Origin of the sequence: Streptomyces sp. NPDC097595 (assembly GCF_044761525.1) — a bacterium.
Lineage (GTDB): Bacteria > Actinomycetota > Actinomycetes > Streptomycetales > Streptomycetaceae > Streptomyces > Streptomyces drozdowiczii_A.
The window spans coordinates 101,353-116,337 of the sequence record NZ_JBIWCN010000009.1 but is presented as its reverse complement, the minus strand read 5'-3'; the positions used below and the strand labels follow the sequence as shown (position 1 = coordinate 116,337).

Below are 14,985 nucleotides of genomic sequence, written 5' to 3'. Positions count from 1 at the left end.
GTCAGGACCGCGACACCGCCGCCAGGGCCGCCCGCACGCCGGCCTCGATGTCGGTGACCGGGTACAGCACCTCGCGGACCGTGCGGTCCCGGTCCACCACCAGGGTCAGCCGTTTGGCGCGGACGATTCCGCCGGCGCGGAACGTCGGCAGGCGCAGGGCGGCGGTCAGTTCCAGGTCGGCGTCGGACAGGAGCGGGAAGCGCAGCTGCTCCGCCTCGGCGAAGGCCGCCTGTTCGTCGGGGCGTTGCGTGGAGACGCCGCGCACGCTCGCGCCCGCCGCCGTGAAGTCGGCCAGCCGGTCGCGGTAGGTGCACGATTCGAGCGTGCAGCCGCGGGCGCCGGGGATGCCGGACCAGCCCGGGGGATAGGACTCCTGGCGGGCGTAGGCGCCGGGGAAGAGGTACAGGACGGTGTACGGGGTGTCTGCCACCGGGTCCCGGCGGTCGCCGTCCGCCCCGGGCAGGGTCAGCTCCGGCACGCGCGTCCCGCGCAGCGCGTGCACGCGTGCGGCCTCCCGTGAGGACTCCTCCGTGGTCGCCATCGTCTCCCCGTCTCCCATCACCCAGGCGTCGCCCCAGTCCTGGAGCGCGATCAGTACCGGCAGCAGGGCGCGGCCGCGCGGGGTCAGTCGGTACGCGTACCGCACCGGCCGCTCCTGGTACGGCTCGCGGGAGAGCACCCCCGCGTCGACCAGGAGCCGCAGCCGTTCGGTCAGGACCTTGCGGGAGACGCCCAGTTCGCGCTGGAGGGCGTCGAACCGGTGCACGCCGCGCGCGGTGTCCCGCACGATCAGCAGGGTCCACCAGTCGCCGACCACGTCGAGCGCCTGCGCGATGGCGCAGTCGGCGTCGGCCTGGCTGATGCGCTGGGGCATGGGGCCTCCTCGGTGGTCCGGGGCTGCCATTCAACTCCATCGGGCCGCGTTGACCTGCGGAATCCATGCTGCCATAGTCAGTTCCCAAAAGGAACTCGCTCGGGTTCCGTTCGGGAGGGGTGTTCGGATGGGGATGCTGAGAGGGGTGCCGCACACGGTGCGGCTGCTGGCCGTCGGGGCGTTCTTCAACGCGGTGGTGAGCTTCACCTTCGTCTACCTCTTCGTCTATCTGACGGGCCCGCGCGGGCTCTCCGTCGCCCAGGCCGGGCTGCTCACCGGCATCGGCGGCATCGGTCTGGTCGCGGGGAACTTCACCGGGGGCTGGTTCGGCGACCACTACGGACACCGCCGGATGCTGCTCCTCGGCTCCTGCGTGAGCGGTGCGGTGCTCGTCGCCCTGCCGCTGCTGCCGCTCGCCGCGCTGTACGCCGCGCTGCCGCTCGCCCAGTACGCGAGCGGCGTCGTGCGCGCCGCGAACTCCGCGCTGGTGGCCGTCTCGGTCCCGGAGGGCGGCCGGCGCCAGAGCTTCGCCCTGACCCGCTTCGCCTCCAACGGCGGCTTCACGATCGGACCGCCCGCCGGAGCGCTGATCGCCGCCCGCTTCTCGTACGACTGGCTCTTCCTCATCGACGGCCTGGGCACCCTGCTCTTCGCCTGCTACGCGGCCCGCATCCTCCCGGCCCGGGGCACCGCGCACTCCCGCCCCGCGCCCCCGCCGCCCGGCGCGCCGGGGCTGTGGCGCGAACTGCTGACCAGGCCCGCCGTGCCGGTCCTGCTCGCCGCGATCGTCTGCGTGGACGTCGTCTACCGCCAGCAGTACTCCACCCTGCCCGTCTTCCTCGCGGACCACGGCCACGGCACCGCGTTCTACGGCTGGCTCATCGCCGTGAACGGCGGGGTGATCCTCTGCCTGGAACTGCCCGCCGCCCACGCCCTGCGCGCCCGCGCCCCGCTGGGCATCATCGGCGCCGGACTGCTGCTGGTCGCGGCCGGGTACGCGCTGCTGATCCCGGGCGCCGGGGCCGGATACGCCGTCCTGATGATGGTCTCCCTCACCCTCGGCGAGATCCTCTACAAAACCCCCGCCACGGCCTACGTCGCCGATCAGGCGCCCGCCCACGCGCAGGGCCGCTTCCAGAGCCTGTACGCGGGCGCCTCGATCAGCGGCCAGGTCCTGGCCCCGGCCCTGGGCGGCGCCCTGTACGCCGCCGCGCCCGGGCTGCTCTGGCCGGCCTGCGCGGTCCTGGCCTGCCTGGCGGGGTGCGCGGTGCTCGCGGCCCGGCGGCTGCCCGCGTCTCCCGCGCCGGTCCCGGTGGCGCGTCGCCCGGACGCTGAGACCGGTTCGCCCGCGCGGCCCCGGTCCGGTTAGGTTTCTGGTCATGACCGACACGACTTCCACCCGTACCACCGGCGCCGTCGCCGCCGGCCTCGCCACCATCGCCGGCGACGGTTCCGTCCTCGACACCTGGTTCCCCGCCCCCGAGCTCACCGCCGAGCCCGGCCCTGCCGGAACCGAGCGGCTCGGCCCGGACCAGGCCGTGAACCTGCTCGGCGAGGGCGCCGCCAAGGCCATCGGCGTGGACGCCCGCCGCGGGGTCGAGGTCGTCGCCGTGCGCACGGTCATCGGCTCGCTGGACGACAAGCCGCTCGACGCGCACGACGTCTACCTGCGTCTGCACCTGCTCTCGCACCGCCTGGTCCAGCCGCACGGGCAGAACCTGGACGGCATCTTCGGCCACCTCGCCAACGTCGCCTGGACCTCGCTCGGCCCGGTCGCCGTGGACGACCTGGAGAAGGTGCGGCTCAACGCCCGCGCCGAGGGCCTGCACCTCCAGGTCACCTCCGTGGACAAGTTCCCGCGCATGACGGACTACGTGGCGCCCAAGGGCGTGCGGATCGCCGACGCCGACCGGGTGCGGCTCGGCGCGCACCTCGCCTCCGGCACGACCGTGATGCACGAGGGCTTCGTCAACTTCAACGCCGGCACGCTCGGCACGTCCATGGTCGAGGGCCGCATCTCCGCCGGCGTCGTCATCGGTGACGGCTCGGACATCGGCGGCGGCGCCTCCACGATGGGCACGCTCTCCGGCGGCGGCAAGGAGCGCATCGTGATCGGCGAGCGCTGCCTGGTCGGCGCGGAGGCCGGGGTCGGCATCGCGCTCGGCGACGAGTGCGTCGTCGAGGCCGGTCTGTACGTCACCGCCGGCACCCGGGTCACCATGCCGGACGGCCAGGTGGTCAAGGCCCGCGAGCTCTCCGGCGCCTCGAACATCCTCTTCCGCCGCAACTCGGTCACCGGAGCCGTCGAGGCCCGCCCGAACAACGCGGTCTGGGACGGCCTCAACGACGTCCTGCACAGCAACGACTAAGCAGGGACGAGGAGTTCCTCGTACGCCGCACGCAGCCCGTCGGACGCCTCGCGCCCGGCGGGCTGCAGCGGTTCGCGCACCGGGCCCGCCGCCAGCAGCGCCTTCGCGGTCACCGTGCCCGGCAGCCCGGACGCCATCATCAGCGCGGTCAGCGGGGCGAGCCGCGCGTTGAGCCGGGCGGCCCCGGCGGTGTCCCCGGCGTCGAACGCGTCCAGCACCGCCCGCATCCGGCCCGGCACCACATTGGCGACCGTGCTCACGTACCCGGCGCCGCCCACCGCGTACAACGGCAGATTCAGCTCCTCGCAGCCCGAGTAGTACGCGAGGCCGCCGGCCGCGATCACCCGGGTCGCCGTCAGCAGGTCCTGCGAGCAGTCCTTCACGGCCACGATGCGCGGGTGCTCCGCGAGCCCGAGCATCGTCTCCGGCTCGATGCGGGTGCCGGTGCGACCGGGGATGTCGTACAGCATCACCGGCAGGCCCACCGCGTCCGCGATCCGCCGGAAGTGCGCCTCCACGGCCGCCTGCGGGGGCCTGCTGTAGTACGGGGTCACCACCAGGAGCCCGTCCGCGCCCGCCCGTTCCGCCTGGTGCGCCAGCTCGATCGTGTGCCGGGTGTCCGCGGTGCCGACGCCCGCCACCAGCGGCACGCCCGGGCCGACCGCCTCGCGCACCGCGCGCACCAGCTCCGCCTTCTCGGCATCGGAGGTGGTCGGGGACTCACCGGTCGTGCCGCTCAGCACCAGCCCGTCGCAGCCGCCCGCGACCAGCGCCGCGGCGTGCGCGGCCGCGGCCTCCCGGTCGAGGGCGCCGTCGGCGGTGAACGGCGTGATCATGGCACAGAGGGCGCGGCCGAAGGGGCGCGGGCGGGCGGAAGCGGAAGGCGTCATATCGGCAGTCTCGGCCCGCCGGACCGTGAAGGTCCACTTAGATCTGCTGCGGGTGAAGGTGAAGCAACGCTCAAGCATCGCCCGGGGTCGGGACTTCCGGGCGTCCCGAGGGCTCAGGGTGCGCTCAGAGGAAGAGCTTGAAACCCTCGTGGCTCGCGGTGAACCCCAGCGAGGTGTAGAAGCGGTGCGCGTCCGTCCGGCTCCGGTTGCTGGTGAGCTGCACCAGCGCGCAGCCGCGCAGCCGGGCCCGCTCGACCGCGAGCTCCATCAGCCGTCGTCCGAGGCCGCCGCCCCGGCGGTCCGCCCTGACCCGCACCGCCTCGATCAGCGCCCGCTCGGCGCCGCCCTTGCCGAGCCCGGGGATGTACGTGGCCTGAAGACAGCCCACCACCGCCCCGTCCGCCTCCAGCACCAGGATCTCGTTGCGCGCGTCGGCCGTGATGTCGGCGAACGCCTTCTCGTACGCCTCGCCCACGACGATCGAGGCGGGGTCGGTCACCGCGTCCTCGTCGGCGAGCAGCGCGAGCACGGCGGGCAGGTCGGAGCGGGTGGCGATACGCAGATGCACGCCCCGGATTCTGGCACGGGCACCCCGGCATGGAGCGGGGCGGTCCCGGGCACGTGGGTCCCTGCCCGCATTCCGGTCGGCGCACGGCGAAATGCGTCTAGGCTTGGGGCGTGTTCCGGAAACGCGGCCCCACGCCGGGCGGCGCGGGACACGTTCTGAGCCCCGGCCCGTATCCGGCCCGGCGACCGACACCCCCGTACGTTCCGAGGAGACCCCCTGATGTCCGCAGAGCGCCCGACCCTGCCGCCGGTCCGGCTGCACACCGAGGCCGAGCTGGCACGGGACGCGCTGGCCGCGCCGCTGCTCGCCCGTGCCGCCCGGCTCGCCCGCTGGGCCGGCCCGGACACCAGGGTCGGCGCCGGTGGCGAACTGGTCGACGCGCAGCTGCCCGCCGCCGCCGAACTCCTCGGCCTCACCCCGGACGAGGACGGCGCGGCCGAGGCCAGCGAGGCGTGGCGGCTCGCCGTGGACACCGGTCTCGTCGACATCGAGGACCCCGCCGACGAGACGGGCGACCCGGACGACGGCTTCGGCGGGGAGGACGGCTTCGGCGAGGACGACGAGCCCGGGGCCGGCGACGAGGAGCCGGCCGGGACCGTCACGCCCGGCGAGAACCTGGCGCTGCTGACCGGCGGTTCACCGGCGGACGTCCTCGCGATCTGGCTCGACGGCCTGGAGGCCGCGTACGCCGACGCCACCGCGCCCGCCTTCGACGACTTCGCGGACCTCATCGGCGAGGACGGCTCGGTCGACTTCGACGCGCTCGACTGGGACCCGGAGACCGAGACGGAGTTCCTGGACGGGGTCCTCGGCAACCTCTACCTGCTCACCGTCGGCGAAGGGGCGGACGGGGCGCCCGTGCCGCTGCCCGCGCTCGCCGCCTCGATGATCGTCCCCGACGACATGGGCGAGCCCACCGACGACGTGCTGGAGCAGGTCTCGGACGCGATGATGCGGCTGGACGACCAGTTCCGGGTCCTCGAACCGATCGGCATCGTCGAGTACCAGCCGGTGGACGAGGCGCTGCTCGTCGAGGAGGGCGAGGACGCCCTGTCCCCGGGCGACGAGGAGGACGTCACCCGCTACGGCATGGTCCGGCTGACCCCGCTCGGCCTCTACGGCATCCGCGCCCGCATGCTGGACGCCGGGGTGGACGCCCCGGCGATCGGTGACCTCGCGGACAAGGGCGCCGACGCGCTCCTCGGCGGCGTCGCCCATTACCCGGAGGCCGCCGCGCGCGCCGAGATCCAGCTGTGGCTCACCCGCCGGGGTCAGGACGGCGCCGCCGCCGAACTCCTGGACGCGGCACGGGGCACCGACGAGCTGGGTCCGCTGCGCCGGCTGCACTGCCAGCAGGCGCTCGCCCTGGTCGGCGCCGAGGCGGAGCCCGCCGTGCGCGCGGTCCTGGGCGATCCGGAACTCGGCGGCCTGGCCCGGGTCTGGCTCGCCGAGCGCGGCGCGGAGGGCGTCCCGGCGCCCTCGGAAGAGATGATCTTCTGGCTCGCCATCGACACGATCGCGGCCCAGCTGGAGGCCGCCGGCGACCTCGAAGAGCTCCAGGGCCTGGTCGAGGGCCTGTCCGGCCAGCACAGCGGCTTCTTCGAGGAGGCGTGGCGCGTCGACCACCCGGCGACGGCGGACGTCCTGGAGGCGATGGGGCGGCTGCACAGCGACAAGAAGCAGGCCAAGGACGCCCGCAAGGCCGCGTTCAAGGCGCGCTCGCGCGCCGGATCGGCCGACTGAGCGGGCGTACCGCGACGGTGTGAGGGGCGGCCGAAGTTCACCGAACGGGTCGCCCCGAAGTCGTCGCCGGTTCAACTGGTGTTGGGGAACGGGCGGAACGGTGAGGGCCGTCAACAGCACGCCCCCGCAGCACCAGGAGTACGTGATGGCCTTCACGCGCAGGGAATTCAGCAGACAGTCCGCCCTCACCGGCGCGGGCATCGCCCTCACCGGAACCGTCGCCGCGCTGGCCACCGCGCCCGGCGCCCTCGCCGCCGGGGACTCCCACGGTCACGGCCACGACGACCACGGCCACGGACACGGGCACGACGGTCACGGCCACGACCACGGCCATGACCACGGTCCCGGGTACGGCCCGCTGCGCTCCGACCCGAAGGGCATACTCGCGCTGCCCGCCGGATTCTCGTACCGGATCATCACGCACTGCGGCGTCACCAGGCTGGACAGCGGCGAGTACACGCCGTCCAACCACGACGGCACGGCCGCCTTCGAGGGCCCGCGCGGGGTGACCCTCCTGGTCAACAACCACGAGCTGGCCGGCACCCGGGAGGGCTGGGAGCACCCCGTCCCCCTCACCGACGGCCTGGTCTACGACCCGGTCGCGGCCGGCGGCTGCACCGTCGTGGAGACCCGCCGCGACGGCCGCACCGCCGAGTGGGTCGGCATCGCCGGCACCTCCACCAACTGCGCGGGCGGCGCCACCCCGTGGAGCACCTGGCTCACCTGCGAGGAGACCGAGGACAAGGCCGGCAAGAACGGTCTCCTGAAGGACCACGGCTACGTCTTCGAGGTCGACCCGTACGACCGGCGCGCCAACCGCTCGCCGCGCCCGATCAAGGCGTTCGGCCGGTACGCGCACGAGGCGGTCGTCATCGACCCCAAGCAGGGCCACGCCTACCTCACCGAGGACGCTGCGGGCCCCAACGGCCTGCTCTACCGCTGGGTGCCGCCGCACGGCTTCCGGCACGGCCGGGGCAAGCTGCGCACCCTCGCCGACGACGCGGGCGTGCTCCAGGCGTTCAAGTGCTTCGACAAGTCGGGCAAGTTCGTGGACGACCTCTCGCGGGCCACGAAGACCGGCACCGTGTACGGCGTGGACTGGGTGGACGTGCCGGACCGCGACGCCAAGTCCGTCTCGGTGCGCAAGCAGTTCGCGGACGGCACGGTCACCCGCGCCCGCAAGCTGGAGGGCATGTGGTGGGCCGATGGCGGCGCGTACATCGTGTCCTCCTTCGCCCGTGACGAGAGCCCCGTCCAGCACGACGGCCAGGTCTGGTTCTACGACCCGAAGCGCCGCACGCTGACCCTGAAGGTCCTCCTCGGCGTCAACCCGGACCCGTCGAAGGACGGCGCGTTCGACGGACCGGACAACATCACCGTCTCGCCGTACGGCGGCCTGGTCATCGCCGAGGACGGCGAGGGTGTCCAGCACCTCTTCGGGGCCACCGAGAGCGGCCGCACGTACCCGATCGCGCGCAACGAACTGAACATCGGCAGCGCCGAGGAGCCGGAGTACAGCGAGTTCACCGGGGTCACGTTCTCGCCGGACGGGCGGACCCTGTTCGCCAACATCCAGACCCCGGGGATCATGGTCGCGATCACCGGTCCGTGGAAGCGGCAGCCCAACCGTTAACAGCGGGGCATGGCGTCGGGCCCTTCGGGGGCGCATACTCGACTTAATGAAACAGTCAGCCGGCTCCCGCCGCCACCTGCCGTCCAGTCCCTTCAACCGCCCGGCCCAGGCGACCCCACCGGTCGAGTTGTTCGACGTGGGTGACCGGGTCTCGCACGACCAGTTCGGTCTCGGGCGCGTCCTCGCCGTCGAGGGCGACAACGACGCGGTGCTCATCGACTTCGCGGGCCGCCAGGGCCGCATCATGAGCCCGTACTCCAAGCTCACCAAGCTCTGAGGCCGCACAGGGGCCGTCCGCCAGCCGCGCGGACGGCCCCTCAGTCATGCCCGGGGCCCTGTAGGGCCTACAGCGCCTGGGCGGCCGGTTTGACCATGCCCCGGACGGTCCGCGACTTCACGAAGTCGCCCACCGCGGTCATCTCCCACTCGCCGGAGAACTGTTTGATCAGCTTGGCCATGATCACGCCGGTCTGCGGCTCGGCCCCGGTCAGATCGAAGCGGACCAGCTCCTCGTCGGTGGCGGCGTCCACCAGTCGGCAGTACGCCTTGGCGACCTCGGTGAACTTCTGACCCGTGAACGAGTTGACCGTGAACACCAGACCGGTCGCCTCGGCGGGGATCTGCCCCAGGTCGACGACGATCACCTCGTCGTCCCCCGCGCCCTCACCGGTGAGGTTGTCCCCGGAGTGCTTGATCGCGCCGTTCAGGATGGACAGCTTGCCGAAGTAGCAGCTGTCCAGGTGGTTGCGCTGGGGCCCGTACGCGATGACCGAGGCGTCCAGGTCGATGTCCTTGCCCCGGAAGGCCGGCTCCCAGCCGAGGCCCATCTTGACCCGGGAGAGCAGCGGGCGCCCCGCCTTGACCAGCGAGACCGTCTCGTTCTTCCGGAGGCTGACCCGGCCCTTGTCCAGGTTGATCCGGCCGGGCGCGGGCGGCGCCGCGGGGGCGGTCGGGGGAGCGGGGGCGGCGACCGGTGCCGGGGCGGCGACCGGCGGCGGGGGTGCGGGGGTGGTGACCGCCGGGGCGGCGGGGGCGGCGGGCTCCTCGACCGTGACGCCGAAGTCCGTGGCGATGCCGGCCAGGCCGTTCGCATAGCCCTGGCCGACCGCGCGGACCTTCCAGGCGCCGCCGCGCCGGTAGACCTCCATGATCACGAGCGCGGTCTCGGCGCCCAGCCGGGGCGGGGTGAAGGACGCGATCACGGCGCCGTCGTCCGCGTTGCGCACGGTGGCGGTCGGCTCGACGCCCTGGAAGGTCCGGCCGGCCTCGTCCGGGCTCGCCGTGACGACGATCTTCTCGATGGCGGCGGGCACCGACGCGGTGTCCACGACGACGGCGTCCGGCGCGCTCCCGCCGCCTGAGCGGTAGCTCACGCCGGAGCCGGTGGGCTGGTTGTAGAAGATGAAGTCGTCGTCGGAGCGCACCTTGCCGTCGGCGGTGAGCAGCAGGCCCGAGACGTCGAGCCGCACGGGCGCGGCGACGTCCACCGCCACGCGGAGGGCGGTGAGCGGGAGGTTCGAGCCGGGTGTCATAGCGGTCATGTCCGGATGAACGAACGACCCGGCTTTGCCGTTCCCTTACCTTTCGGCAGCTTCGCCCGTACGGTGGAACGCCCCGTTCCGGGCCCCGCTCAGTGCGGCCAGACCGGCGGGTTGGTGCAGAAGTGGCCGCCGAGGTGGGCGTGGTCCGGGTTGGCCGGGTCCAGTTCGCCGTGTTCCGCGACGAGCTTCGCGGCGTACGGCTCCGAGTCGTCCTGCGGCTCGTAGCCGAGCGCGCGGGCCGAGGTGAGGTCCCACCACAGCCGGGTGTTGTCCGAGGACCCGTACACGACGGTGTGCCCGACGCTCCTGGCGGTGAGCGCGGCGTCGAAGAGCCGGGCCCCGTCCGCCGGGCTCATCCACACCGAGAGCATCCGTACGGACGTCGGCTCCGGGAAGCAGGAGCCGATGCGGACGGAGACCGTCTCGACGCCGTGCAGGTCCCAGTACAGCTGGGCGAGGTCCTCGCCGAACGACTTGGAGAGGCCGTAGAAGGTGTCGGGGCGGCGCGGGGTCTCCACCGGGATCAGCGGATCGCCGGGGAGCGGGCGCGGGGTGAAGCCCACCGCGTGGTTGGACGAGGCGAACACGACGCGCCGGACGCCGGCCTCCCGCGCGGCCTCGTACAGGTTGTACGTGCCCTCGATGTTCGCCCTGAGGATCTTGTCGAAGGAGGCTTCCAGGGAGATGCCCGCGAGGTGGATGATCGCGTCGACCCCGGTCACGGCCGCGCGCAGCGCCTCCCGGTCGCCGAGGTCGGCGGTGACCGCGTCCGGCTCGCCCTCGATCGGCACCATGTCGAACAGGCGCAGCGTGTAGCCGTGGGCGGGCAGCAGCTCGCGCATCAGCGTGCCGAGGCCGCCGGCGGCGCCGGTGAGCAGGACGGTGCGGGGCTTTTCGGCGGGCATGCGGGGTCTCCTCTTGGATCAGGTTCACATGCGTGGACAAGGTATGCGGGGGGTCTGTGGGCGTCAAGGGAACCGGTGGAGGGTGGGCCCGGACCGGGGCGTCGTCGCCTTGACCCCGGAGCCCCGCCGGGCCTAGCTTAGGCATCGTTCATAAATATGGACACTAATCAGAGATGCGCACGCCTCAGGAGGCGCCCGTGAGCTCAGACCCGCTTGCCGCCCGGCTCACCGCCGTTGCCGGGCCGCTCTTCTTCCCCGTCACCGCGTACGACGCGACCGGCGCCGTCGACCTGGACGTCTTCCGGACGCACGTCCGCCAGGGCATCGACGCGGGCGCGGCGGCCGTCTTCGCGTGCTGCGGCACCGGGGAGTTCCACGCCCTGACCCCGGAGGAGTTCCGGAGCGTCGTCGCCGCCGCGGTGGAGGAGACCGCCGGGCAGGTGCCGGTCGTCGCGGGCGCCGGGTACGGCACGGCGCTGGCCGTCCAGTTCGCCCGGCTCGCCGAGGATGCCGGTGCGGACGGGCTGCTCGCCATGCCCCCGTACCTGGTCCACGCGGACCAGGAAGGCCTGCTGGCCCACTACACGGCGCTGGCCGGGGCGACCGGCCTGGAGACCATCGTCTACCAGCGCGACAACGCCGTCTTCACCCCGGAGACCGTGCTCGCCCTGGCACAGACCCCCGGGATCATCGGCCTGAAGGACGGCTACGGGGACCTGGACCTCATGCAGCGCATCGTGAGCGCGGTGCGCACCGGGCTGCCCGGGCGGGACTTCCTCTACTTCAACGGGCTGCCCACCGCCGAACTCACCGGCCTCGCCTACCGGGGCATCGGCGTCACGCTCTACTCCTCGGCCGTCTTCGCCTTCGCCCCGGACATCGCGCTCGCCTTCTACCGCGCCCTGGACTCCGGCGACGACGCCCTGGTCAACGCGCTGCTCGACTCCTTCTACCGGCCGCTCGTCGAACTCCGGGCCCAAGGCCGGGGTTACGCCGTCTCGCTGGTCAAGGCAGGCGTACGGATGCACGGCCTGGACGTCGGTCCGGTGCGCAGCCCGCTCACCGAACCGCCCGCCGCCCACATCAAGGAGCTGACGGAGATCATCGCCGCCGGCCGCGCCCTGCTGGAGGGGCGCGGATGAGGACGTCCGCCTTCCTCTACCCCTGGGACGTCGTCGGCGACCCGGACGCCCCCGCCCGCATCGCGGACCTCGGCGTCCAGCAGGTGACGCTCGCCGCCGCCTACCACTCGACCCGGGCGCTGACCCCCCGCCACCCCGGCCACCGCATCGTCACGGCCGAGTACGCGGCGGTCCAGTACCCACCGGACGAGGGCCGCTGGGCGGGCCGGGCGCTGCGCCCGTACCGGCAGACGTGGAGCGCGTCCGACGACCCCTTCGCCGAGGCCGCCGACGCGCTGGCCGGCGCCGGGCTCGACGTGCACAGCTGGGTGGTCCTCGCGCACAGCTCCCGCCTGGGCGCCGAGCATCCGGACACCTCGGTGGTCAACGCCTACGGGGACCGCTATCCGTGGGCGCCCTGCATCGCACGCCCCGAGGTCCGCGCCTACCTGGTGGACCTGGCGGCGGAGGCGGCGGTGCGCGGCGGGGCGCGGGGCACCGAGCTGGAGTCGTGCGGCTGGTACGGCTTCGCCCACCTCCACGCCCACGACAAGGTGGCGGGTGTCGGGCTCGGCGACGCGGCGCAGTACCTGATGTCGCTCTGCTTCTGCGCGGTCTGCCGGGCCGGTTACGCGGGACAGGGCCTCGATCCCGAGGAGCTGCGCGCGGCCGTGCGCCACGCGCTGGCACCGGTCTGGTCCGGGTCCGGATCGCCGGACGCGGGCTGGGCAGCCGTGGGAAAGCTGCTCGGCGCCGACCTCGCGGAGGCGACGCTGCGGTGGCGCACCGAGGTGGCCCGGAGCCTCCAGGAAGCGGTGACCGGCGCGGTGCGGGCCGCGGCCGCGCCCGGGTTCCAGGTGCTGCTGCACGCCGACCCCGCCCCGTACCGCTGCGGGGCCAACGCGGGCGTCGACCCCGGGCACATCCTGTCCGTGGCGGACGGCGTGGTGCTGCCGTGCACCGGGGCGGACGCGGCGCGGGATGCGGTGCTCGGGCCGTTCGCCGGGCGGGCGGGCGACGCGGTCGTCGCCGCCAACCTCACCGTGGTGCGCGGCATGGGCGGCAGCCCGGACACGCTGGAACGGGACGCCGCGCACGCCGCCTCGCTCGGCGCGAACCAACTCCGCCTGTACCACGCGGGCCTGGCGTCGGACCCGGACCTGGCAACGGTCGCGGGGGCGCTCTCACGCCTCGGCTGAGGCCGAGACCGCCGGGCCGCCGGGAGCCACCCGCTCCCGGCGGCCCACCGCCAACAGCAGCCCCGCCGTCAGGACCGCCCCCGCGCCCACCAGCGGCAGCAGCACCTGGACGTCCACCCGCGCCACCAGCCCCGCGCCGATCCCCAGCGCCACCGCGTTCGGCGACATGATCAGCGTGTCGGCGGTCGCGGCCGTCCGGCCCAGGACCGCGTCCGGGGTCTCCCGCTGCACCGCCGTCAGCGCGACGATCAGCACGCACGGCAGGCCCACCCCGATCAGCGCGCACGCGGCGAGCGCCGTCGCGTCGGACGGTACGGCCCGCAGCGCCACCGCGACCCCGAACACCGCGATCCCGGCCGCCGCGAACACCCGCTCCGGCAGCCGGCGCATCAGCGCGCCCGCGCACAGCCCGACCGCGACGGACCCGAGCCCCTGGGCGACCGACAGCACACCCGCGTACGCGGGGGAGTGGCCGAGGACGTCGTCCACGACGGCGTACAGCGTCGCCCCGTTGAGCCCGGCGCACAGCATCGTGGCCGAGGCGGCGAGGACCAGGGGGCGCAGCACCGGCGACCCCCACAGCTGCCGCAGTCCGGCCGACCAGCCGCCCGGTCCCATCGGTGCGGCCCGGGCCGTCCGCCGTATCCGCAGCAGCGCGTAGAGACCGGCCGCCAGGGCGAAGCAGACCGCGTCCAGGAGCGCCACCGCGTCGCCCCCGAAGCGGGCGTAGAGCCCGGCGCCGGTCAGCGGGGCGACCAGTTTCATGCTCTCGTTCGCCATCATCCGCAGGCCGTTGAAGTCGCCCAGCAGCTCGGCCGGGACCGCTCCCGCCACCACGGCCGACTCCGCCGAGTCCATCAGCACCGAGAGGCACCCGTACAGCACGAACACCGCGAACAGCAGCCGGACACGGCCCTCCGCGCCCACCGCCGCGAGCATGGCCATCATGGCCGCCAGGACGACGTTCGTGCCCACGAGCAGCGGCTTGCGCGGCAGGCGGTCCGCCACCGCGCCGAGCAGCGGGCCGAACAGGACCGGCAGCCAGACCGCGAACAGCGCGAGCGCCGCCAGCGCGTCCGAGCCCGTCAGCGACTTGACCCAGATCCCGGCCGCCAGCCGCATCGCCGAACTGCCGAATCCTGAGACCACGACCGCCGCGAGGAACACCCCCGCCGTCCGGTTCCGCAGCACCCGACCCACCGCCATCACACCCACCGCACCTTTCCGACCTGCGCGTTCGTCCTGCGGTCAGGCTGGCGGCTGAGGCCCGGGCGCGGCATCGGGCAGATGCCCTACCCCCTGGAACTCCCCTGCGGGGAACCGGAATCCGTGTACGGCACATGTCCCGGTCCGGCGAAGTTCTTTCGTCAGAAGCGTTGACGAAACATTCGCGGCGGCCCTAGCTTCATCGCGTCGTACTCCGTACGTCATATATGAGACGCGATACGCGAGATGTGAGAGCCCTTCACCCATGACCTTTGCGCCCACCCCGATTCCGTCCCGCACCCAGTACGTGCTGGAGGCGATCAAGCACGCGATCCTCACGGCACAACTGAGGCCGGGGCAGGCGCTCGTGGAGACCGAGCTCGCCGCGCAGTTCGGGGTCTCCAAGACCCCCGTCCGCGAGGCGCTGAAGACCCTCGCCGGCACCGGACTCGTCGTCATGAGCCAGTACAAGGGCGCCACCGTCCGGCTGGTCGACGCGGCCATGGCCCGCGAGGTCTACGACGTACGGCTGCTGCTCGAACCGGAGGCGCTGCGCCGCTCGATCACCCGCAAGGCGTCGCTCGACGCGGCGCAGGAGGCCCTGGAGCGGGCGGACTCGGCGGGCGACAAGGCGGACAGGTCGCTCGCCAACCGGGACTTCCACCGGGCGCTCTACCTGCCCTGCGGCAACCCGCTGCTCGCCCGGATGCTGGACGAGGTCCGCGACCAGGCGGCGCTGGTCTCCACGGTCGCCTGGTCGGCGATCCCGTCCTGGGAGCGGGAGGCGGCCGAGCACCGGGAGATCCTGCGGCTCGCGCTCGCCGACGACGCGGACGCGGCGGCCGGGGCCCTGCACGACCACATCGCGTCGTTCGTCCGCCGCGCCTTCCCCGACGACGAGGACGGGGGCGGCACGGCGTGAACCGGAACACCGAA

General features: G+C 73.5%; 14 protein-coding genes. 8 read left to right on the top strand and 6 right to left on the bottom strand.

The window, feature by feature from the left end; genetic code table 11:
* Position 1: 1 nt before the first annotated feature.
* Positions 2–874, bottom strand: a complete 873-nt coding sequence (locus tag ACIQZN_RS16170) for a winged helix-turn-helix transcriptional regulator (protein ID WP_403993320.1) — start codon at positions 872–874, stop codon at positions 2–4.
* A gap of 127 nt (positions 875–1,001) precedes the next feature.
* Between ACIQZN_RS16170 and ACIQZN_RS16165 the strand changes: the two genes are divergently transcribed.
* Both ACIQZN_RS16165 and dapD read left to right on the top strand, forming a co-directional pair.
* Positions 1,002–2,243: an MFS transporter gene (locus ACIQZN_RS16165; protein ID WP_403993317.1), complete on the top strand. Its 1,242-nt coding sequence runs from the start codon at positions 1,002–1,004 to the stop codon at positions 2,241–2,243.
* Positions 2,244–2,253: 10 nt separating this feature from the next.
* Positions 2,254–3,243 (top strand): 2,3,4,5-tetrahydropyridine-2,6-dicarboxylate N-succinyltransferase, encoded by a 990-nt coding sequence (gene dapD / locus ACIQZN_RS16160; RefSeq protein WP_073968347.1) that lies wholly within the window; start codon positions 2,254–2,256, stop codon positions 3,241–3,243.
* Here the strand turns inward: dapD and dapA are convergent.
* Positions 3,240–4,133 carry a 4-hydroxy-tetrahydrodipicolinate synthase gene (gene dapA, locus ACIQZN_RS16155; RefSeq protein ID WP_403993313.1) on the bottom strand — a complete coding sequence of 298 codons (894 nt, stop codon included), beginning with the start codon at positions 4,131–4,133 and terminating at the stop codon, positions 3,240–3,242. The two genes, dapD and dapA, sit on opposite strands and share 4 nt — an antisense overlap.
* A gap of 124 nt (positions 4,134–4,257) precedes the next feature.
* Positions 4,258–4,701: a GNAT family N-acetyltransferase gene (locus ACIQZN_RS16150; RefSeq protein WP_403993310.1), complete on the bottom strand. Its 444-nt coding sequence runs from the start codon at positions 4,699–4,701 to the stop codon at positions 4,258–4,260.
* A gap of 219 nt (positions 4,702–4,920) precedes the next feature.
* Between ACIQZN_RS16150 and ACIQZN_RS16145 the strand changes: the two genes are divergently transcribed.
* From ACIQZN_RS16145 to ACIQZN_RS16135, 3 genes are all read left to right on the top strand, one after another.
* Entirely contained in the window at positions 4,921–6,444 is a 1,524-nt protein-coding gene (locus ACIQZN_RS16145; protein ID WP_403993307.1) for a hypothetical protein, read from the top strand.
* A gap of 145 nt (positions 6,445–6,589) precedes the next feature.
* Positions 6,590–8,077, top strand: coding sequence for an alkaline phosphatase PhoX (locus ACIQZN_RS16140; protein WP_403993304.1), 1,488 nt, complete (start codon positions 6,590–6,592; stop codon positions 8,075–8,077).
* A 46-nt stretch (positions 8,078–8,123) separates the two neighbouring features.
* A complete protein-coding gene (locus ACIQZN_RS16135; protein WP_073968352.1) occupies positions 8,124–8,354 on the top strand; it encodes a CarD family transcriptional regulator in 231 nt (76 codons plus the stop codon).
* 67 nt (positions 8,355–8,421) lie between these two features.
* Here ACIQZN_RS16135 and ACIQZN_RS16130 read toward each other — a convergent pair whose 3' ends face one another.
* Together ACIQZN_RS16130 and ACIQZN_RS16125 are read right to left on the bottom strand one after the other, a co-directional pair.
* Positions 8,422–9,609 (bottom strand): TerD family protein, encoded by a 1,188-nt coding sequence (locus ACIQZN_RS16130; RefSeq protein ID WP_403993729.1) that lies wholly within the window; start codon positions 9,607–9,609, stop codon positions 8,422–8,424.
* Positions 9,610–9,707: 98 nt separating this feature from the next.
* Positions 9,708–10,523 carry an NAD-dependent epimerase/dehydratase family protein gene (locus ACIQZN_RS16125; protein ID WP_403993300.1) on the bottom strand — a complete coding sequence of 272 codons (816 nt, stop codon included), beginning with the start codon at positions 10,521–10,523 and terminating at the stop codon, positions 9,708–9,710.
* A gap of 197 nt (positions 10,524–10,720) precedes the next feature.
* Here ACIQZN_RS16125 and ACIQZN_RS16120 point away from each other — a divergent pair, with 197 nt between their 5' ends.
* The gene (locus ACIQZN_RS16120) at positions 10,721–11,665 is read left to right on the top strand and encodes a 5-dehydro-4-deoxyglucarate dehydratase (RefSeq protein ID WP_403993297.1); all 945 of its coding nucleotides are present in this window, start codon (positions 10,721–10,723) and stop codon (positions 11,663–11,665) included.
* Positions 11,662–12,843 (top strand): hypothetical protein, encoded by a 1,182-nt coding sequence (locus tag ACIQZN_RS16115; protein ID WP_403993294.1) that lies wholly within the window; start codon positions 11,662–11,664, stop codon positions 12,841–12,843. The genes ACIQZN_RS16120 and ACIQZN_RS16115 overlap by 4 nt, the downstream gene beginning before the upstream one ends.
* Here the strand turns inward: ACIQZN_RS16115 and ACIQZN_RS16110 are convergent.
* Positions 12,829–14,049, bottom strand: coding sequence for an MFS transporter (locus ACIQZN_RS16110; protein ID WP_403993291.1), 1,221 nt, complete (start codon positions 14,047–14,049; stop codon positions 12,829–12,831). The genes ACIQZN_RS16115 and ACIQZN_RS16110 overlap by 15 nt on opposite strands.
* Before the next feature lie 265 nt (positions 14,050–14,314).
* Between ACIQZN_RS16110 and ACIQZN_RS16105 the strand changes: the two genes are divergently transcribed.
* Complete coding sequence (locus ACIQZN_RS16105) at positions 14,315–14,971, top strand: GntR family transcriptional regulator (RefSeq protein ID WP_073968359.1); 657 nt, start codon at positions 14,315–14,317, stop codon at positions 14,969–14,971.
* Positions 14,972–14,985: the final 14 nt, after the last annotated feature.